At 36.2% G+C, this 20,558-nt stretch carries 20 protein-coding genes, 1 tRNA gene and 1 other annotated feature; of the genes, 3 read left to right on the forward strand and 18 right to left on the reverse strand.

Translation table 11 applies throughout. The features are described 5' to 3' along the window. Window positions 1-54: 54 nt before the first annotated feature. The 4 genes from LF20184_RS10770 to trpS form a co-directional block, all read right to left on the reverse strand. Window positions 55-783: a DUF4811 domain-containing protein gene (locus LF20184_RS10770; protein WP_010018443.1), complete on the reverse strand. Its 729-nt coding sequence runs from the start codon at window positions 781-783 to the stop codon at window positions 55-57. Further along, window positions 783-2,276: an MDR family MFS transporter gene (locus LF20184_RS10775; RefSeq protein WP_010018442.1), complete on the reverse strand. Its 1,494-nt coding sequence runs from the start codon at window positions 2,274-2,276 to the stop codon at window positions 783-785. Before LF20184_RS10775 ends, LF20184_RS10770 begins: the two co-directional genes overlap by 1 nt. Before the next feature lie 180 nt (window positions 2,277-2,456). Continuing rightward, entirely contained in the window at window positions 2,457-2,894 is a 438-nt protein-coding gene (locus LF20184_RS10780) for a MarR family winged helix-turn-helix transcriptional regulator (RefSeq protein ID WP_010018441.1), read from the reverse strand. A 129-nt stretch (window positions 2,895-3,023) separates the two neighbouring features. Continuing rightward, window positions 3,024-4,040: a tryptophan--tRNA ligase gene (gene trpS / locus LF20184_RS10785; protein ID WP_010018440.1), complete on the reverse strand. Its 1,017-nt coding sequence runs from the start codon at window positions 4,038-4,040 to the stop codon at window positions 3,024-3,026. 326 nt (window positions 4,041-4,366) lie between these two features. Between trpS and helD the strand changes: the two genes are divergently transcribed. Further along, window positions 4,367-6,640: an RNA polymerase recycling motor HelD gene (helD, locus tag LF20184_RS10790; RefSeq protein WP_010018438.1), complete on the forward strand. Its 2,274-nt coding sequence runs from the start codon at window positions 4,367-4,369 to the stop codon at window positions 6,638-6,640. Window positions 6,641-6,702: 62 nt separating this feature from the next. Here helD and LF20184_RS10795 read toward each other — a convergent pair whose 3' ends face one another. From LF20184_RS10795 to LF20184_RS10820, 6 genes are all read right to left on the reverse strand, one after another. Further along, entirely contained in the window at window positions 6,703-7,263 is a 561-nt protein-coding gene (locus LF20184_RS10795; protein WP_157769894.1) for a GNAT family N-acetyltransferase, read from the reverse strand. A 35-nt stretch (window positions 7,264-7,298) separates the two neighbouring features. Further along, entirely contained in the window at window positions 7,299-8,063 is a 765-nt protein-coding gene (locus tag LF20184_RS10800) for an ABC transporter permease (protein WP_010018435.1), read from the reverse strand. Next, entirely contained in the window at window positions 8,060-8,965 is a 906-nt protein-coding gene (locus LF20184_RS10805) for an ABC transporter ATP-binding protein (protein ID WP_010018434.1), read from the reverse strand. The genes LF20184_RS10800 and LF20184_RS10805 overlap by 4 nt, the downstream gene beginning before the upstream one ends. After that, window positions 8,965-9,174, reverse strand: a complete 210-nt coding sequence (locus LF20184_RS10810; RefSeq protein WP_010018433.1) for a PLD nuclease N-terminal domain-containing protein — start codon at window positions 9,172-9,174, stop codon at window positions 8,965-8,967. Before LF20184_RS10810 ends, LF20184_RS10805 begins: the two co-directional genes overlap by 1 nt. Continuing rightward, window positions 9,167-10,294: a helix-turn-helix domain-containing protein gene (locus tag LF20184_RS10815; RefSeq protein WP_010018432.1), complete on the reverse strand. Its 1,128-nt coding sequence runs from the start codon at window positions 10,292-10,294 to the stop codon at window positions 9,167-9,169. Before LF20184_RS10815 ends, LF20184_RS10810 begins: the two co-directional genes overlap by 8 nt. A gap of 158 nt (window positions 10,295-10,452) precedes the next feature. Next, complete coding sequence (locus LF20184_RS10820; protein ID WP_010018431.1) at window positions 10,453-11,118, reverse strand: CPBP family glutamic-type intramembrane protease; 666 nt, start codon at window positions 11,116-11,118, stop codon at window positions 10,453-10,455. A 444-nt stretch (window positions 11,119-11,562) separates the two neighbouring features. Here LF20184_RS10820 and LF20184_RS10825 point away from each other — a divergent pair, with 444 nt between their 5' ends. Further along, complete coding sequence (locus LF20184_RS10825) at window positions 11,563-12,636, forward strand: acyltransferase (protein WP_010018430.1); 1,074 nt, start codon at window positions 11,563-11,565, stop codon at window positions 12,634-12,636. A 46-nt stretch (window positions 12,637-12,682) separates the two neighbouring features. Here the strand turns inward: LF20184_RS10825 and LF20184_RS10830 are convergent, their stop codons facing one another. From LF20184_RS10830 to LF20184_RS10845, 4 genes are all read right to left on the reverse strand, one after another. Beyond that, window positions 12,683-14,503: a collagen-binding domain-containing protein gene (locus LF20184_RS10830; RefSeq protein ID WP_198403322.1), complete on the reverse strand. Its 1,821-nt coding sequence runs from the start codon at window positions 14,501-14,503 to the stop codon at window positions 12,683-12,685. 310 nt (window positions 14,504-14,813) lie between these two features. After that, entirely contained in the window at window positions 14,814-15,683 is an 870-nt protein-coding gene (locus LF20184_RS10835) for a DegV family protein (protein ID WP_010018426.1), read from the reverse strand. A gap of 185 nt (window positions 15,684-15,868) precedes the next feature. Continuing rightward, window positions 15,869-15,942: transfer RNA gene (locus LF20184_RS10840), tRNA-Thr, on the reverse strand. Window positions 15,943-15,995: 53 nt separating this feature from the next. Beyond that, on the reverse strand, window positions 15,996-16,517 hold the full coding sequence (locus tag LF20184_RS10845; RefSeq protein WP_010018425.1) for a DUF308 domain-containing protein: 522 nt from the start codon (window positions 16,515-16,517) through the stop codon (window positions 15,996-15,998). Between the two features lie 128 nt (window positions 16,518-16,645). On the opposite strand from LF20184_RS10845, the gene LF20184_RS10850 reads away from it, so the two are divergent. Further along, entirely contained in the window at window positions 16,646-17,296 is a 651-nt protein-coding gene (locus tag LF20184_RS10850) for a metal-dependent transcriptional regulator (RefSeq protein WP_010018424.1), read from the forward strand. Window positions 17,297-17,339: 43 nt separating this feature from the next. Here the strand turns inward: LF20184_RS10850 and LF20184_RS10855 are convergent, their stop codons facing one another. The 4 genes from LF20184_RS10855 to LF20184_RS10870 are packed head-to-tail and all read right to left on the reverse strand — an operon-like array spanning window position 17,340 to window position 20,079. Beyond that, window positions 17,340-18,125: a DUF975 family protein gene (locus tag LF20184_RS10855; RefSeq protein ID WP_010018423.1), complete on the reverse strand. Its 786-nt coding sequence runs from the start codon at window positions 18,123-18,125 to the stop codon at window positions 17,340-17,342. A gap of 59 nt (window positions 18,126-18,184) precedes the next feature. After that, a complete protein-coding gene (locus tag LF20184_RS10860; protein ID WP_010018422.1) occupies window positions 18,185-19,117 on the reverse strand; it encodes a DUF4097 family beta strand repeat-containing protein in 933 nt (310 codons plus the stop codon). Continuing rightward, window positions 19,110-19,772: a DUF1700 domain-containing protein gene (locus LF20184_RS10865; protein ID WP_010018420.1), complete on the reverse strand. Its 663-nt coding sequence runs from the start codon at window positions 19,770-19,772 to the stop codon at window positions 19,110-19,112. The genes LF20184_RS10860 and LF20184_RS10865 overlap by 8 nt, the downstream gene beginning before the upstream one ends. Beyond that, the gene (locus LF20184_RS10870; RefSeq protein ID WP_010018419.1) at window positions 19,762-20,079 is read right to left on the reverse strand and encodes a PadR family transcriptional regulator; all 318 of its coding nucleotides are present in this window, start codon (window positions 20,077-20,079) and stop codon (window positions 19,762-19,764) included. The genes LF20184_RS10865 and LF20184_RS10870 overlap by 11 nt, the downstream gene beginning before the upstream one ends. Before the next feature lie 204 nt (window positions 20,080-20,283). Continuing rightward, window positions 20,284-20,504, forward strand: a binding site (T-box leader). Window positions 20,505-20,558 lie beyond the last annotated feature (54 nt).

Raw genomic sequence — 20,558 nt, forward strand, 5'->3', positions numbered from 1 at the left:
ACTCTACAACAGAATTTGTGTTTTTTGTCTACTTACGTGAATAATAAAAACTCACTATTTATTTTTAATTTCTTGGATCAATTTAGCTTGAGCCTGAGCTTGAAATGCTTGTTGAGCTTGTTTAGTGACTTGCTTTTGTTGAGCAGCTGTCATTGATGGGTTTTGCATCATTGCCTTAGTAACTTCTGCTTTAACGAAAGCTTCGCCCTCTTGTTTCATTTGAGCTTTGAAGGCTTTGCTATTCATCTTCTTTTGTAATTGCTTAGCTTGTTTTGTTGTCAAAACTAACCAATCATCGCCAACCTTAAAGGTATTAGTTTGTTTGACGAATTCTTTATTGTTGTCAGAAATTCCAAATAAGAATGAATAGAAGCCGTTCTTGTATTCCCAGCGAGTCGTCTTCTTCGTTACTGTGGCGTTCTTGTAGTTGCCAGTTTTAACGACATTTTTGACTTGTGAGTTTACCTTAGTTGTTTGAGGCTTTTTAGCTTTGGCAGTTTCTGGTGTCCGATAAACATAAACGCTCTCTTTGCCATTAGTACCTAATTTTTTCTCAAGCAACAAATTAGTTCCTTTTTGGACAGATTGGATTTGGTAAGTCTTTTCCGTCGTTACCTTTTCCATTCCGAAGTGACCGTATTCATTTGAGATCAAGAGTACCAATCCGATAATGAACAAGCCGATAAAAGTAAAGGCTAAACTGTAACCTACTTTTTTATTCTTTAAAAAGACAGCGAAGAAATAAGCTAAACCTGCGCAAAGTAAAATTGAGATTAAAACCATTATGCTTCACCTGCCAATTCTGTCTTATTTAGTTCGACTTCTTTTGACTTAGAACTGCTCTTAACCATGAATGTAATCATAAAGCCTAGTAAACAGAAGACAATAGCTACAGCAAAAGCGGCATGATAACCACTCAAAGTAGCATCGTAAAACTTATCTTGATATTGAAGTGGTGCAGCTGACAAGAGTGACTTACCAGGTTTTAGATTGTTAGTTACGTTAGTCAAGACACTGATCAAAATAGCTGTACCCATAGAACTAAAGACTTGACGAACTGTGTTATTAACGGCAGTACCGTGACTCATCAAGTTGAATGGCAAGGCGTTCATACCATCAGTTGTAACAGGCATCAAGACCATTGAGATACCAAACATACGAATCATGTAAAGAACTACGATATCAAGCACTGGAGTACTCTTAGTCAAGAATAAGAATGGAATCGTTCCGGCAGTTAACAAGAACATTCCCATACGAGCCAAATCCTTAGGTCCATACTTATCAAAGGCATTACCAGTGATAGGACTCATAACACCAATCATCAAAGCACCAGGAAGCAAAGTCAATCCAGAATGGAAAGCTGACATCCCTTTAACGATTTGCAAGTATAGTGGTAGAACCATTTCAACACCGACCATGGCCATGTTAGTAACTGATGACAAGGCGGCAGCGATGGCGAATTTCTTTTCTTTGAAAACACGTAGTTCCAAGAATGGCTTGTCCATGTGCAATTGACGATAGCCGAACAATAGAATAAAGATAATACCGATTGCAATTGAACCGATAACGATCATTGAACCCCAACCTTCGTCACCAACGGACGAGAATCCATAAAGGATGGCTCCGAAACCAACGGTTGATTCAATCAATGATAAAATATCCAATTTAGTACGATGCGTTTGAATAACAGGACGCATGAAGAAAAATGCTAAGATCAAAACTAAGATAACGATTGGAATGATCATTCCGAAGAGTGCTCTCCAACTGAAGTTATCAATAATGAAACCTGAAAGTGTAGGTCCAATAGCTGGAGCTAGTCCAATTACCAAGCCACCTAGTCCCATGGCAGCACCACGCTGATTAGCTGGGAATATCGATAGCATAACCACTTGCATCAAAGGCATGGTAATACCAACACCGACAGCTTGAATCAAACGACCAGCCAAGATGACCCAAAAAGTTGGAGCCACAAAGGCCATGATCGTACCGACTAAGAAAGTCGACATTGCGATAATATATAAAATTTTTGTACTGAAATTATTACTCAACCAAGCGGTAACAGGAATCATGATCCCGTTGACCATCAAGAATCCAGTCGTCAACCATTGAACATCAGAAGTTGTAACGTTGAATTCTTTCATTAAAGTTGGAAAAGCAGTAGTTAAAATTGTACCGTTTAAAACTGTACAGAAGGTACCCACAAGAAGAACTAAAACCAAAAGGTTACGGTTAAAAGTCTTCCCATGTGCGTCTACAATAGGTTTATTGCTCGCCATAATAACAAAATCCTCTTCTCTTTTTTTGGTTCTTTCTAAATTTTGTTTAGTGAAAGGCCAATCTTGGAGATGATTCCCGGTTTTGGAATTAGCTTCAAGTTGTGCCCAGTACGTTCCAGCGTCCACAAAGCCAAACGGACGACGGCAATTTAACACTAACCTATTTAAGAAAAATCCATTTTATTTCGATTCGATTTTAATATCGTCTAAATTCTTATAGACTTTCATCAAAATTTTCTCTAGTTGTGTTTGTTCCTCAGAAGTTATGTCTTTAAAAATCGCATCATTACCCTTATGAAAAGCTTTGCGTACTTCATCATAAAGCCTTTGTCCTGCGTCGGTAATGGTAACGAGTTTCTTACGACGATTATTGGGGTCAGGCTGTCGAGAGACAAAGCCACGATCCTCAAGTTTTTTTAAGGCTCTGGCGATACTAGCACCGTCGAATAATGTGATTTCACCGATTTTATCTTGGCTGCACTGGTGATTTTTATAAACAATACCCAAGAGGATACTTTCAAAAGTATTCAGATCCTCTTCTTTCAAATACTTAGCAGCAATTCGTTTCTTGACCATCGAATATCGCATCACGAATCCAACCAAATTATAATCGTCCATTAAGTCACCTCATTTTTTCAAAAAAAACTTTTAATATTTTAGAACAAAAAATATGCTACACCCGACTCTTGATAAAATCAAGAGTTAAGCATAGCATTTTTCAGTAAAAACGTTTTTATTTTTCAGAAATTAGTCGAAATAGTTGACGCCAATGGCTTTTCTAACTTCAGATAAAGTTTGGTTAGCAACAATATTGGCATTATCGCTACCTTTTTTAAGAATATCGTAAACACCAGGGATGTCTTTTTCGTATTCGGCACGACGGTTGCGGATTGGTTCAAGGATTTCTTGCAAGACATCGTTTAGATAACGTTTAACTTTAACATCACCTAGACCACCTGCTTGATATTGTTCCTTCAATTGAGCAATCTTTTCTGTGTCAGTACCAAAAGCATCGAGGTAAGTAAAGACAGTATTGCCTTCGATTTTACCAGGATCTTCAACGTGGATGTGATCTGGGTCAGTGTACATTGACATGACTTTCTTAGTAACTTCGTCCGCTGAATCAGATAGATAAATACAGTTACCTAATGACTTACTCATCTTAGCGTTGCCATCGATACCAGGTAGACGTCCTTGACCTTTAGGTGGGAAGTAACCTTCTGGTTCTACCAAAGTATCAACATTGTAAGTATTGTTGAAGGTACGAACGATTTCACGAGCTTGTTCCATCATTGGTTCTTGGTCGTCACCTACTGGAACTGTATCAGCCTTAAAAGCTGTAATGTCAGCAGTTTGGCTGACTGGATAAGTTAAGAATCCGGCAGGAATACTTTGGCCGAAACTCTTTTGTTTGATTTCTGACTTAACAGTGGGATTTCTTTCCAAACGTGAAACTGAAACAAGATCCAAGTAATACATTGTTAATTCATTCAAAGCAGGAATTTGTGATTGTACCAAAATATTAGTTTTAGCTGGATCGATTCCGACTGAAAGATAATCCAAAGCAACTTGAATCAAACTGTTACGAACCTTTTGAGGGTCACGTGCGTTATCAGTCAAAGCTTGCATATCAGCAATCATGATAAACATCTTGTACTTGCCTTCATTTTGGAGCTTAACGCGGTTTTTCAATGAACCTAAATAATGTCCAATGTGTAATTTTCCTGTGGGACGATCCCCAGTTAAAATAGTATTTGTTTTCATGTTTTCCTCCTGAATTAATTAATGCACAAAGATTTTTCTGGTGGTATAATGGCTCTCCACAATAAAAAAAGCGCCCTATTATTTTATAATAATAGGACGCAAATGCGTGGTGCCACCTGTCTTGTAGATTGCTCTACCGCTCAAAGTTATAAGGTGACTAACCATACCCACTTCCTAACTCAAGGTCGATAACTTTTGCAGCCGTGAAGTTATTCTCTGAACCAACTTACTTGAATTAGTACTAAAAAATGCTTATGCTTTAATGTACTCTAATTGCTATTAGCATAATTAAAAATCGACAAATTGTCAACGTGAGAGGGATTTTAATGACGATTAATCAATCAAAAGATGAAGAACAACAAAGAGTCAATTCAGTTGCTGAAAAAATCGACAACAAGATCAAACGAGTTGACCAAAGCATTGCCCAAGCTCATCAAGAAACACATCGTATTTATCGTAACTACGGTGAAAATACCAAAGTTAATACTTTTGAAGTCGATGACCAAATGGAAACTAACGCTTCTGTTCAACAACAAAAGCAATTGGTTGCCTTGGCAGTCGAAAACGAAAACATTTTAAACGCCAACCGTCTTAAACTAGAAAACCTTCAAGGTTCCCCTTATTTTGGACGAATCGATATCGTCGAAGATGGTGAAGAAGATACCCTTTATATCGGTACTTCTACTTTACAAGACGATGATGGTAATTTCTTAATCTACGACTGGCGTGCCCCTATTTCTGGAATTTATTACAACGGGATGCTCGGTAAAGTTCACTATCAAACTCCTAATGGCAAAGCCGAAGTTGAATTAAAAAAGAAACGTCAATTCCAAATTGTGAAGAACCACATTCGCAATATGTTCGATACTAATGAGACAGTTGGCGACGAGATTCTCCAATCAGTCCTAAGCGAATACAGTGATGAATATCTAAAGAACATCGTTGCCACAATTCAACACGAACAAAACGTAATTATCCGTGACACTCGTTCTGACGTCTTGTTAGTTCAAGGTGTGGCTGGATCTGGTAAAACTTCCGCCATTTTGCAACGTGTGGCCTACTTGCTTTATCACAGCCGTTCAACGATGAATGCTGACAATATCGTCTTGTTCTCACCTAATAAACTATTCAGTAATTATATTTCTGAAGTTTTACCAAGTTTAGGTGAACGAAACATGCGTCAAGTTACTCTAAATGAATTCATTTCCTTACGATTAACCGGCGTCCAAGTAGAAACCCTATTCGAACGTTACGAAAAAGACGAACGCAATTTGCCTGAATCAACAGTTAAAATGCGTCTCTATAAAGAAAGTGGCGACTTCTTAGATAAATTAGCTGAACTTGAAGAAAATTATCCCGAGCATATTTTGCATTTTGAAGATATTATCTTTGAAGGTAAACCTTTCTTTACTAAAGAAGAAATGGCTGAAATTTATGATTCTATCAATCATGCTTATCACATTACCGACCGCTTTTTAAAGACGAAAAACGCCTTGATCAAACGTCTCCAAAGACGAATTCACGAGGATCGTAACGCCGACTGGGTTCAAGCTGAAATCGATAATTTATCTGATGAAGATTTCCAACAAATCATCACCGACCACAATATTGAAGAGTCTACTAACCAACGTGAAATCATTGCTGAAGAATTTTTGAAGGAACGCTACGCACCAATTTACAACGCTCTGATCAATAATTATTTCTTCAACCCTTACAAAGAATATCTTTTCTTGCTCAACGAGATGGATCAAGGCTTAGTATCCGACAGTGTTTGGCAAACAATGATTGAATCTATCGACAACAATATTGAAGCTCATAAATTAAACCTCAGTGATTCAATCGCTATTCTTTATTTACGTGACATCGTTACTGACGGTGGCGTCAATCATTCAATCCAACACATCTTCATCGATGAAGTGCAAGATTACACGATGGCACAGCTTAAATACATTGCCCACGCTTTTCCAAATGCCAAGATGACTTTATTAGGCGACCGTGCTCAAGATGTTTTGACTAGTTCTTATCGTCAAAAGGACCTCGTCACTGAAGTTAACGAATTATTCAGTAAAAAGCGCATCAACACCATTACCTTAAATCAAAGTTATCGTTCGACTGCTGAAATCACTAACTTTGCCACTAAGCTCTTACCAAATGGTGAAGAAATCAAAGCCTTCTCCCGTCAAGGCGAAGACCCAATCATTAAAGTTTTTGACGATGACAATTACTATCAAGGATTGAAGGAAACCGCCAAAGAGCTCAATAAAAAATACGAAACAGTCGCTATTTTGACACGTAATCAAGCTCAAGCTGAACAAATTTATACTCACTTCAGCGATGAATCAATCATCACTTTAGTCGATGCTGATTTTCGTTCGATTCCAAAGGGAATTCTAGTCTTGCCAATTTACTTAGCTAAAGGATTAGAATTCGACGCTGTAATCGGTCATGATATCTCAGCCAAAAATTATCCTGACAGTCGCAGTACCGACGTTTTATACACGATTTGTACTCGAGCTATGCACAGTTTGACTTTGTGTATCGATGGTACAGTCTCACCATTGTTAAGTAATGAATCTTCAGATTTAATTTCTGAACAATAATTTAAAAACTCCAATGAAATATCCCTACGTGGGTATCTCATTGGAGTTTTTGTCATCCCTGGCTATTTTACTAATCCATACAACGATGCATCGTGATATTTCCCAGCCGAAAAAATTTCATCTTTCAAAGTTCCTTCAAGTTGAAAGCCAACTTTTTTGGCAACTGCATTGCTAGCAAGATTAACTTCTTCTGCCATAAGTTTAATTTTGTGTAGACCTAGTTCATCGAAGCCAATTTCTAATAACTTTTTCAGGCAATCAGTCATAACGCCGTTACCTTGGAATTCTCCTCCAAGCCAATAGCCAACTTCAGCGTGCTTATTATTAAGGTCGATATTGTGCAAATCTATCATGCCGACTGGATGCCCATTGATCCAAATACTAGCGTTCCACAATTTCTTTGCTGCCATGCGGTCCTGACAATATTCTAGAAAAGCTCGCTCGCCAGCAACTGATTTGGTCGACTCACCCCAAGGCATAAACTTAGCTAATTGAGGCCTGGTTTTCTCGATTTGTTCATAAAGACTCTCTGCATCTTTAGGATCAACAATTTTCAATTTAACATTTTCTCGAACTAACCATTCCTGCATGCTGTCACCTTCATTAATTATTTTGTATTTCATTGTACAACATTTTTTCAAGCTTAACGGTGACAACATCAGCCTATTTTTTTCTTATTTAAAATCAAGATTGAAATCGACAAAATTACTATTGCTGCAACAACGCTAATCCAGATGGCTGGATAAATGTGAGATATTTTTTCGGTACCTTTGACTAAAGCTAAATTATCGCTGACTAACGATATCGGATTATACTTCTGCAATTTTTCAAACATATTCACTAGCATCAAACTAATAAACAAAATTACTGACATCAAAAATCCAACGTAATTACTTTTGCTTAACGTTGAGCCAAAAATCACCACGGCAACGAATAATAAGCCAAAGACTAATAAAGGCCACATCCCGGTCCAAATATTAGGACTTTTGTCATCTGGGAAATAGTATGCCGTATAAGCCCAATTGATCAAAAATGCAATGATCACGGCTAGACACCACTGCAACATAGCAACAACGTACTTGGCAATAACCACGGCATAGCGTGGTAACCCCTTCGTCACTAGATTGACCAGAGTGCCTTTAGATATTTCGTTACTGATAGTCCCACTAAAAATAACCGCCAAAATAAAAATTCCAATTTGCGTCATGTTTTTAAAATACTGTTGCCACGCTTCAACACTAGTAGGATCAGGCATTTTGATAGTCATCTGACTAGTTGAAGCCATCTTTAAAAGATCTGGCGTTAATTTGGCCATCAGTGGTCCCTCAATTCCAAATACGATAAAGATTGCGGCAATAATTAGAAGATGGTAGTTGCGCCACGATTCCAACAATTCTTTGCGCATAAAGATCCATATCTTCATTGTGTCACCTCCGTGAAGATATCTTCAAAACTAGTGAGTTGCCTGTTCAGAGAAATCGGTATTAAGCCAGATTTTAACAGTTTTTCCAAAATGGACTTTGCACTCTCTTGATATGAGTCTCGATAATCGATAATCAATTGCGAGTTATCTTGATATGCTTGTTGGTTCAATAAAACGTTGGCTTTTTTAGCGGTATTTTCCGAGTCAAAATCCAAGACTATTTGAGGTTTAGAATAATCATTTTTAAGATTATCAAGCGTGTCGTTTACTTTTAGAATTCCATCGTCGAGTATCCCCACGCGGTCACTGATTCTTTCAACATCGCTCAAAATATGAGTTGAAAAAATAATCGTCATTTCACCTCGTAAACTTGCCAACAAGTCCAAAAATTCACTCCGACCAATCGGATCAAGAGCTGAAGTTGGTTCATCGCAAATTAACAGTTTAGGGTGATTCAATAAAGCTTGAGCAATTCCTAAACGTTGTTTCATTCCTCGAGAAAAACCGCTGATTCTTTTCTTATTGATTGGCAAGTCAACTGTTTTTAAAAGTTGCGTAATACGATTTGATAGTTCTTTTTTAGGAACACCAGTCAAATTTCCACAGAGCGTCAAATATTCGCTTGGATTCATATAATCGTAATATTCAGGAACATCTGGCAAGTAACCAATCACTCTATTAGCAAGTGAATTACCATAATGAACTTTTTTGTTATTGACCTTGATATACCCCGAATCGATAGTTTCCAATCCTAAAATCATTCTCATCGTAGTAGTTTTACCAGCACCATTTTCACCCACAAAGCCAAAAATTGAGCCTTCTGGAACGGAAAAATCTAATTCTTTAATAATCTCTTTATCGCCAAAGCTTTTTTTAACGTTGTGCAATTCCAAAATTGACATTATTCGTTCTCCCTGCCAACTAACAAGTAAACGACGGCACCGATTGGTTGAAACAGTAAGACTAGGACTATCCACAAAATTCTGTTGCCGAAACGGTATTTCTGATGCTTGAAAATATGCACTAAAGCCACAATATCTAAAATTAATTCCAAGATTATCAGTGGGATAAATAGTGGTAAATTATTGAAAAAAATATCTGGATTATTCATTCAAGTTCTCCTTTATTCTTTCTAAACGTTCAAATATCTCTTTAAATTCTTCATTGTTCTGATATGACATAAAAGTTGGATTTTGGGTAATTATCGTTACAAAATCAGTTTTTAATTGTTGGTCGCTTCTAGGTAAAACGTCGCCTAAATCGGTTTGTGCTAACCAATCATCTATTTGATCAAAGAACTGGTCTCCATGCTGCTTGAGTGGAAACTTAACATCTTCTAACAAATCAACGTATTCAGACAAACACTGCTTGACCATCTCGTCATTTTTAGTTTGAGCAAAACCAAACGCTGCCGAAGTTAAAAAGTTAATTACGATAGTTGGATTTAGTTTTTTGACAGAAAAGGCCACGATTATTTGTTTTCCACGTTGATAAGTAGCTAAAAATTTTTGTGGTTGGCTGACGATCAACTGCAAATAATTCGTTAATTGACTCATCATAACGGCAATATATTGAAATAGAGCACTCTGTGTGGTCGCTACAGCTTTGTCATTTTCACCTTTTAGTTGATAAGCCCACGCTATCAAGCTTTCTACTGGATAATATTCGGGTACATACTGACCTAATTTGTGCAAAACTTCATCTGGTTTTTGTAGAACCAATGAGCAATAAGCCGAGAAGTTTTTAGCCTTTGCCAACAGTTCTGGATCATTAGATATTTCAAAAACACGTTGAAAAAGGCCTTGGGCCTCAGTTAAATATTTCTCAGCCTTATCTTTCTTATCATCGCCAGGAAATAAGTCGCCGTGATTGACTAAAAACTGTCCCATTTCCAAAATCAACGGGGCACATGAATAATAACGATGAATGATTTCTTCAAATGATTTATAGACTTTTTCAGGTGAATTATCTTTAAAAGAATTAGCCAAGGACTGATAAATCTTTCTAATTTGTTCAGCAGATAAATTATTGCTATAACTCAATAATTGATCGACCGTAATATCGAAATAGCTCGCTAATAAGGGCAACAACGTTATATCGGGATACGTCTGACCATTTTCCCATTTGGAAACAGAAGCCTTCGATACACCAATAAAATCAGCCAATTGCTGCTGCGTGATTTGTTTTTCTTTGCGTTTTTGTAAAATTACTTTACTCATATCCAACTTCATATCATCACCTCTTGTAATAATTATATGAGGTTGATTATGTTTAGTATAGCGATACTTAGTTAACTTCAAATAGCTTTTATCAACTTATACGATACTTTTGTCATCAAAAAAAGCCTAACGCCATAGTTATAAACCACGACATTAGACTTGATCGGTATTTAAATAATAATTGTTCCTACGGCTGCACTAACCATAGCTACAAAGATAGCTATTTTTTCATCCTTAGTATATAAGTATGTCAAAGCATAGCACCAACCTAGAGCCATCATCATAAAGAATTGCAATAATGAGCCTGGCAAGCTAATCAAACCAGCAATGATTCCACTCAACAAAATTCCCATGATGGCACTGTAAGCTGAACTCTTTCTAAAGAAATAATTGAAGAAAAATCCAGTTTGTACTAACTGTTGTTGAACCGCCACGACGAAAACATTTGCGACCATATTAAAGACAAAGACGCTTTGTTCAGCACTGGAAATGTCATCGTTAGCAAATTTAGGCAACTTCCCGGTAATTTGTAAGTAACTGACCATGATTCGCATCAAACAAACCAAAATTATCATTAAGCTGACTAATCCAGCATTAGATAATAACGAATACACGAAACCATCAGCCGTATCGGAAAATGATTTTTCTTCTCGAATATATTTTCTAATCATTAAAAATAGCGTAATTAATCCAACGACAAAAAAGGCTATTACGATTGGCATATCCAATCCTTTGCTATTTGCCGCATTATTTTTCAACATCAATGTTACGATGGAAAATGCTATCCATATTAAATATCTGACAAAATCTGTTCCTGGAGATTCTCCTACTCGCATAATAACTTCTTCCAATCAATAATTTTACTTTGTCATTATATCATACGCCAATACTTCATTTTCTTCCTGTTTTCAACTATTATTAGTAGAGTATTTGGGTTTGACGCTAAATTGCCGTCGTCCACAAAATCTCTGTGGTTGGCTGGAACGCTGCCGACACGACTTGAAACCAATACATGGACCAAAAGCGTATTGTTTCCAAGCTCGGTCTTATTCTAAGCGATAAATCGCTAAGAATAATTTGGCGGCTGAGCCACCACAGAGATTTTGCTCCCGACTAGTTTTCATTTCTATTTCTTGATAGTCTTAAATTTAATTTGATTGAATATCGGTATCTTTTATCTCAATTATTTGAATAAAATAAGAGAAAAAAGCACTGCCTAGTCAGGGTCAAACGGACGACAAAACTCTAAATAAAACCTGCATTTGGAGGGACTTTTTTTTATGAATAAGAATCATCGGATTTTTTATCTAGATTTTATCCGTGTTATCGCTATTTTCTTAGTGGTTTTTATCCACGTCTCTGCTATCGACACTACTTTGAATGTCGGCAGTGGACAGTGGCAGATCACTAAAATTTTAAATTACTTTGCTCACATTAGTGTGCCGGTCTTCTTTATGATTTCTGGTTCACTCTTGCTCAACAGCAAAAAAACTACTTCTTTAAGCTACACTTGGAAAAAAAGGATTCCGCATGTAGCTATTCCATTTATCATGTGGTCGGTCATTTCACCGATTGTGGTTGGGATTTATGCTCATTCGTTGTCACTTACCAATGTGATTAGTTCGGTTAAAACTATTCTTTACCAACCAACTTCTCCAACTCTTTGGTTCATGTATCCTTTAGTTGGAATTTATATTCTTTCTCCAGTAATCAGAACTTTCGTCGAACACGCTTCAAATGAGATGCTGATTTACGTTACTGGAATTTGGTTAGTGACTTGTTCACTTTTACCATCCCTAGCGGTTATGTTGCCTAAGGATTATACGAAGATTCTCACTCTATCACCAGTAGCTAATTTCTTCTTAGTTGGAGGTTTCACTGGATACTTCATTTTGGGATATCTACTAACTAAGTTGAATGTTGAAAAAACTAACAATTTGATTTTGCTGATTATTTTCCTAATTGCTGGTTTCGGTGGTAATTTCATTTCCGAAGCTGTGCCTAGAATTTTTGATAGCAGCAATGGCTATTATGTTACTTCGATCTATATCCCTATCATGTCAGTTGCTGCCTTCATCCTGTTACAAAAATGGGGCAGCAAGATAAAATCTAACACTACGATCAAAACTTTTGAATTCTTATCACCATTAGTATTTGGAGTTTACTTGATTCACAATTTATTGATTCTTTTCATTGAACCTTGGTTTATGAATCACGTTGCTATTCATGGATTAGCTGCTACTTTCTTGAGATACGTTGTCGTGTTAGTACTATCGATTATTATTATTTGGATTTTAAATTGGATTCCAGGTATCAATTATTTGTTAACTGGTAATTCAAAAAAGCGTAAATAAAAAACCTTCACGAAATCAATCGTGGAGGCTTTATTTTTGTCTAAATTTAATCTTCTTTTTTAATTCTTGTAAACTTCAAAATTGCACCAAAGGCTGCCAAAATTACACCTAAGATTGTTGCAAGAATTCCAGTTGTTTCACCAGTTTGTGGCAATGATCCGGATTGTGAACCTTGTGAACTAGTACTATTATTACCAGTTACGTTAGGCAATACGCCTTCGGAACTTCCTTCTGAACCGCCGTTAGTGATAACATTGCCATCGCTGTCAATTAAACCACCATCAGCATCTTCCTCACCGGCTTCATTTTCTTCTTCAGATTCGTTTGACTCGTTATTTTCCTCTTCAGAACCACCGTTTTCTTCATTATCATCAGTATCTTTGTCATCAGTATCTTCGTCGTCGTTATCGTCAGTACCAGGCTTTTGGCCTTCAGAACCACCATCGACTTCGATTAAATCACCAGTATCAGGGTCAATATCTTCTTCCTCTTCTTCTTCATCAGGGTTCTTGATATTGCCACCGTCGTTTTCGTCGCCGTCTCCTTCATCTGGTAATCCATCAGGAAGTTCGCCAGGAATTGTTACAGGTCTTTCGAATTCAGTTTCTGTAGCATTATCATCTTGAAGGTCCCATCTGTGAGTTTCACCATTGACGATTACTTTATCAGCTACAATATTACCATCAAGATTGTGGTTAACGACCATGGTTGCCTTAGGTGCTAAAACACTACCTTGGAATGCAGCATCAAAACTAACAGTTCCAGTGTATAAGTTATCACTAGCAGTACTGTCATAGAAGTTCCATAACAAGTGATTGTCGTCAAAATACTCTGTTTCTTGATTAGGACGATCCTTTTGATTGGCGTTAGCACCTTCACCATCATTAAAGGTTAATTTGACCGGCGAATTAACACTATATGGATTTTGACCTTTAGTATCAACATTGATAATTACACTTGTTCCACCTTTATCAGCAGATAAGCCGGCAATATAAATCGGAGTATTACTATTTAGAACGTCGGCATCCAAATTAATAATAATTTGATTGTTTGCGTTAGGATTATAATCTTCCAAATTGATAACACGCTTATTTTGATCTGGAAAATCACTAGTTTGAACTGATACGGTTGGTTCCATGTTTGAAAGTGTATTTGATTTACTCTCTAATTGTGAGAATTGTGAACCAAAATCAATATATGTATTACCATTCTTATCTTGATATGTTTCATCCTTAGTCAAATGATCAATGTAATCATTATTTACTAACGTTCTATTAGGATTGGAGACATCTATTGTATCTTCTTCTCCAAAAATAACTTTATTTGAACGGCTATCAGTGCTAGAAACAAAAGAGCTATTAGCCATCTTGTCATGACTTTGGATATATGAAATATCCTTCTCTAAAGTACCTTCATGAACATTGGTACCGAAATTAACGTTACCATGTAGATTACCTACTGCAACATTACCATTAGTATGAGCATTCAAAGTTGCTTCATTGGCAAAAATATGGAAGTTTGATGCGTAGCCTAGTTGGTTACTGTTCTCATTACTAAAGTCATCACTAACGCTTCCACCATTTTGAACATCATCATTTACGGATTGAGTAACGGCTGTTTGATTTTGTGATGAACTTTGTGTTGTTGCTGTATTACTTGTTGATTGTGCTGAACCTTGAGTTGTCGCATCAGCATTCGTAGTATTTGTTGTTTGCGATGCATTTGAGTTATCGCTTACAGAAGTACTATTAGTGAAACCATTATTGACAGTAGTTGCCGCATCAGCTTGGGTTGTTGTTGACATTCCCATCAAAACTGCTGCACTTACAGCTACACAAGATAAAGCCCATTCTTTTCCCTTTTTCATTAACATAATTAACTAAATCTCCCTCATCAATTTAGAATAATTATTATCTAGTGGTAATAAATCAGGTAATAATTTTATTTATGAAAATTATTACGCTACTCCAAAATATTGTCAAATTAATATTATATTATAATCCTATAACTTATTTATTACGAAAGCACTGAATAGAACGTTGATTTAACAGTACTCATACCCCTTTTAGAAAAACTTCGATAGTTCCCTTTTAAATAATTTTTGATATATAAAAAGCCCAATTCCTAAAAATTGGACTTTTTCGCATTATTTTATAAATAGTCGTGGGGAGGAAAAATTATTGTCGATTATCAGAGCCCATGGCAAAGACTGCCACGCAACCAAACCCTGTATGACTTGAAATAGTCATGCCGATAGGATAAATCTGAATATCAGCTTCAGGAATCGACTCTTGAATCTTATCTTTAACGACTTTAGCAGCGTCATAATCACCACTAGTCGTAATAATAATTGGTTGATCAATATCATTTTGGATAGCCGGAGTTATTTTATTAGCCAAGTCTAAAAGTGATTTCTTACGTGTTCGTGTCTTTTCAACTACACGAAGCTTCCCGTTAGTATCAACTTCTAAAATTGGTTTAACTTTTAACAACGTACCTAAAGCGGCTGAAGTATGAGAAATTCTGCCACCATGATACAAATAATTTAAATTATCGACGGTAAACCATTGTTGAAGCCGTAATTTATTATCAGTGAACCACATTATTAGTTCCTGCAAACTCTTACCAGCCTTTTGTAATCTGATTGCTTGCAAAACTAGTAGTCCCTGACCACCACTTGCAGCAGCCGTGTCAACAATCTCAATCGTTGCTTCTGGGAAGGATTCTAACAAAATATCTCGAGCTTGTTTAGCACTAGCAAGGGAACCACTCAAACCACCAGAGAATCCAATATAGACGATTGGCATTTTCTTTTCTACGTATGGTTTGAAAAATTCCAAATATTCGCCAATATTGACTTGTGTGGTAGTCGGCATGATTCCTTTTTGAATTTTCTGGTAAAATTCTTCGATATCATAACTTTGTCCAAAATCATTGTAGATATCTTCAGCACCAATTTTTGTATGGAAGCAGATTGCATCAACATTGCTATCCTTTAGAGTCGCTAAAGGTAGGTCGCATTCCGAATCCGTTAAAATTTGATACATAGTCTACCCCCTCAAAATTAAATAGTGACTTATCGTATTTAAGTCACCGATTAATAATACCATTAATTTTAATTCTGTAAACTATGTAACATAGTTTTTAAAACTATATGTTTAATGAATGATTATTAGTATTTTTTTAAGAACAAAAAAACAGCTGTACGACAAGCGCACAACTGCTATCAATCAGCCGTCTATCGGATTTGAACCGACGACCCCCACCTTACCATGGTGATGCTCTACCTATCTGAGCTAAGACGGCATTAACACTCTCTACATTTTAGCAAACTTAGATACTGTAGAGAATGCTTTTAATTAAAATGCTTCAATAATTTCAGCTACTCCCGTGGTAAAGAAGAAAAAGGCTAATAGGAAAACAATGAAGCCCCCAGCCAAAACTGGATTGAACAATAGAATAATCGCAAACAAGAGGTTTAAGCCTGCCAAAATCACGATCAACCAATAGTACTTTTTACCGAAGAAATGGTAAAAACGAGCGGTAAAAATTTGGAATGCCGCATCGAGCAAAAACCAAATTGAAAACATATAAATGATTGCGATAACACCTACATTAATGTGGGCAATAAAAATAATGCCTATAATAATATTCACAATAGCTGAAAAAATCGTCCAGCCACTTCTAACACCCAAAAAGCGTGTCATTTGAGAGCCAAACCACAATTGGTACACCCCTCGTAAAATTACAAAAAAGCCAAAAATTCCGGCAATGGTCGATAAACTTTTGAGCGGATACCACAAAACTAAATAACCCGCATACAAAGAAATCAAACCAATGATAAAACCAAACCAATCGAAATGGCGCTTTGGTTCACTCATATAAATCTTCCCCTTCTCAATTTCTCAATCACGTAATCATTTTAACATTATCCAATATCAAAGTTGAACGATATGCGCTATAATAAAAGGGCTAAGAATATTATTAGGCTAAACGAAAGGTTGTAAAATTGTCCCCTAACAAAGAAAACTATTTAAAAACCATTTATGAATTGAATTATGACTTCACAAAGATCACTAACAAACGTATTTCAGAGATCATGAATGTGTCCGCTCCATCTGTTACTGAAATGTTGAATGCCCTAGCAAGTGAAGGCTACCTAACACATTCTCCATACAACAAAATTGTTTTAACACCTAAGGGAAACAAGGTTTCTGAAAAGCTAGTTCGCACACATAGACTTTGGGAAGTATTTCTTAATCAATGTCTCAAATATCCCGTCGATAACGTTCACCACAACGCTGATGCTTTGGAACACGCTTCCGATGATGACTTGATCGATCATTTGAATGACTTTCTTGATCATCCTCAACGTTGCCCACATGGTGGTATTATCCCCGGTAACGGTCAAGGTGAAACTGACGCTGACGATAAATTGCTCAGCATGATTCCCGATGGAACTAAGGTTCAAATTGTCCGTGTATCTGATAACTATGACTTCCTTCAATACTTCGGCAGTTTAAATCTAGAAATTGACGATACGATCGAAGTTGTCAAACATGAAAAATTCGACAATTCATTAGTCGTTAAAAAAGCAGATGGTTCAAACTTAACAATTGGTGCTAAGGCCATCGATTATATCTTCGTGGAAACACGTTAAAAAAAGAATCTTCAATGTGATTGTGATCACACTGAAGATTCTTTTATTTTTTGCGATTATTTTCTAACACCTTTTGATAGAAGATAGCCATCGTCAATTGTTCATATGGTTGAAGCCAAATTGATAATAGTTCATGCGTTAAAGCATTCAAGATTTCCCAGAAGAAAAATTCAAGACATAGTGAGAAGTAAGCCCACTTATAGCCACGCATCAAGACTGAACTACGACTAAAACTAGAAAAGGCCATTCGTAAAGTCCATTTATTTTGATCAGCCACATCATCTTTAAAAATGAAAAAGGCCTGTGAAAAAATCATCAAGAACCAAATACCTGGAATAATGTATAACATTAATCCAGCTTCTAAAAATAGTCCGAATAACGCCGTTATAAACAAAAGTGGAAAGAAATAACGACCAGAGAAAGCTTGTAGACTACCTTTTAAAGCATTGACTTGATAATCAGGGTTACGTAATTTATCAATCAAAGTGTATGAAACGCCGACACAAATCATAATAAAGAAAAACATAAAGGCGTAGACAGCAACACTAGTTTCAGGAGTTAACGTCAGCATGAAATCACTAGCTGAACTAGGATCATTTGCCATGCTAGCAGAAATTTCTGATAGTCGTTGACTAGCTTGAGATGGATCAGCTAAATTAACATTTAAATTAGCCATCCACGTTGTGTAAATTTTAGTTCCAAAGTACACTGCCAAAAATCTCAAAAGAATCGGAATGACATTAAGAGAAATATTCCCTTTAATATCTTTTCGAAAAGCTCTGTGGGCTTCACGTCTGATCTCCAAGGCAGATATTCGATTATTATTCATCTATATCCCTCACAATTACAATAACGCCATTATAACAAAGATAATTAATAGCTACTAATTTACTTGATTGTAATTGAGCCTTTGGTTGCTTTGACAGTCAACAAGTTACTTGCATCGACTTTATTTTGATACTCATGACCATAATCCTTATCCATAACTCTAACTACACCATCTGCTGTAGTTAAATCTGAACCATCTGATGTGATGTCACTACCAGTAAAGTGTCCGTCACTAAAAATACGGAAATCATTTTTATTCATAAAAACCACTTTATCCATCGTAATACGACCGTGATTTGATAAAGAATTCATTGTATCCAAATTAGATTGTTTCACTTTCAAAGCAGATTCATTTAGATTGACACTAGTTTTAACTAACGTTGAATTCTTTATAATAACGTCAGAATATTGATTGGCAACTAGGGTCATATTACTTATTTTTGAATTTTCCACTTCAAAATTAGCATCATACAAATTGATCTTGTCTAAATTATTTATCGTTGCGTTTTTGATATAAAGTTGTGCATCATAATCCATATCTTTTGCGGTTTTAACGAGATGTTCTATCGTTACGTCATTAATATATATAGCACTATTGGCTAATCGTAGACTGACATTATCAAGGGTCTTATCCATTGGGATCGTGATAGTTACTTTAGCACGTCCTAATACATCAACACCAACGTGCTTATTTTTCTTTTTACCAGTAATAGTCAAAGTATCATTTCTCACTTTGTAACTTGGCATCTGTGACTTATCGCCATCGACATGGATTTTATAACGGTCACCCAATTTAAAATTAACATTTGTGTCTCGACCTTCAACATAGACATTTTTAAAATCAGATAATGGATAGGTTTCATCAACGCTTTGTGCCACTTTGAAGCCATGATCCCAAACAACGGAACGATTGGCTCCCATCAAAACACCACCTAGTAGAAGAATTCCACCAATTATTAATAAATAAAAACCTGTTACGAAATACTTACGCATTAGTCTTATCCCCTTTCATCGGTGTTTTACGTCCATAAAGTAACTTTTTACCTAACCAACGGAAGAAGATAACTACTACGCTAAAGCACCACTTAACTAGCGCTATAACGATAGGAATCAAGAAAAAATCTACTCCCAAGATCAATAAACCAATTCCAACATAGAAAATAGTCGTCCAAAATGATTGGAAAATGACTGATAGACCGATAAAGATAGCTCCAATACCGCCAACGACCGACATTGCTACCAAGAATAGGAATAGTAGGATCATAAAAACAATCATTCCAAAGAAAGTCAAAATCAGAGGAATTAAAACAATAGCAATCATAATCGCTACTGGAGAAGCCATTAAAGCCAAAATAACTAATCCTATCATTTTCAAATTACGTGAAGCGCGTTCATTGCTAGTGATTTGCCCATTATTAATATTTTGATAATTTTCTTCAGACATCTTAATTGAATAATCTGCTAAGACCTTTCGAGCTAAATGTTTGGGTGTACCTAGCTCATTAATTATTTTGTCCGAACTTTGCAAATCAGCATCGATCATATACTCACGATAAAATTCAATAACATCAGCTTGTTCTTTTTCATCCAATTGGTGCAAATAAATCCTAAATTCATCAATATACGAATCTATTGCCTTATTCTTCATTTTTCCCCTCCAAGATAGCGTCTGTGGCTGCCTTTAATTCCTGCCAGTTGACTTTGATCTGTTCCAAATGTTCTCTGCCTAAATCTGTTATTTGATAATAGCGACGATTTCTACCTTCGTAAGCCTCATCGTATGTACTCAACCACTCTTCTTTTTTCAAACGACGGAGAATGGGATACATCGTTGATTCTGAAATGGGAAAACTCTTCTTTATCTCACGAGTAATCGCATAACCGTAGTAATCTTGCGTAGTTAACAGAGCTAAAACTGAACCTTCAAGGATCTCAGTCGAAACTTGAATTGCCATATTATCTCCTCATTTCTCAATACTATACGCCGTATAATATCATTTCAGTAACAATATATTATAAATAACATTATATGTCAATTTTTATAGACTAAAAACAACGAATAAACGGCGATGTATTAACATCAAAAATATTTTTTGATAAATAAACCTTGACATTATTTATTCTAGGCCGTACGATAGTTGCAACATTTCAAACAAATATAAAAAACGACGACAGAAGAGTAACTGAGTTAACTAGTCCAGAGAATCAACGTTGGTGCGAGTTGATCTAGTCCTTGGCGAAACACATCTGTAAGTTGAATGATTGAATCAAGTAGGTCATTTCGGTAGCACCGTTAAAGCTGAAGTTATTGTAACTTCGTGAGCCTAATATCGTGAGGTATTAGGAACCAGAGGTGGAACCGCGAATATTCGCCCTCTTAGTCTTTTGACTAGGAGGGTATTTTTTTACAATAACTTCTTGAGGTTAGTGTTGT

The organism is Companilactobacillus farciminis KCTC 3681 = DSM 20184, from assembly GCF_002706745.1.
GTDB classification, from domain to species: domain Bacteria; phylum Bacillota; class Bacilli; order Lactobacillales; family Lactobacillaceae; genus Companilactobacillus; species Companilactobacillus farciminis.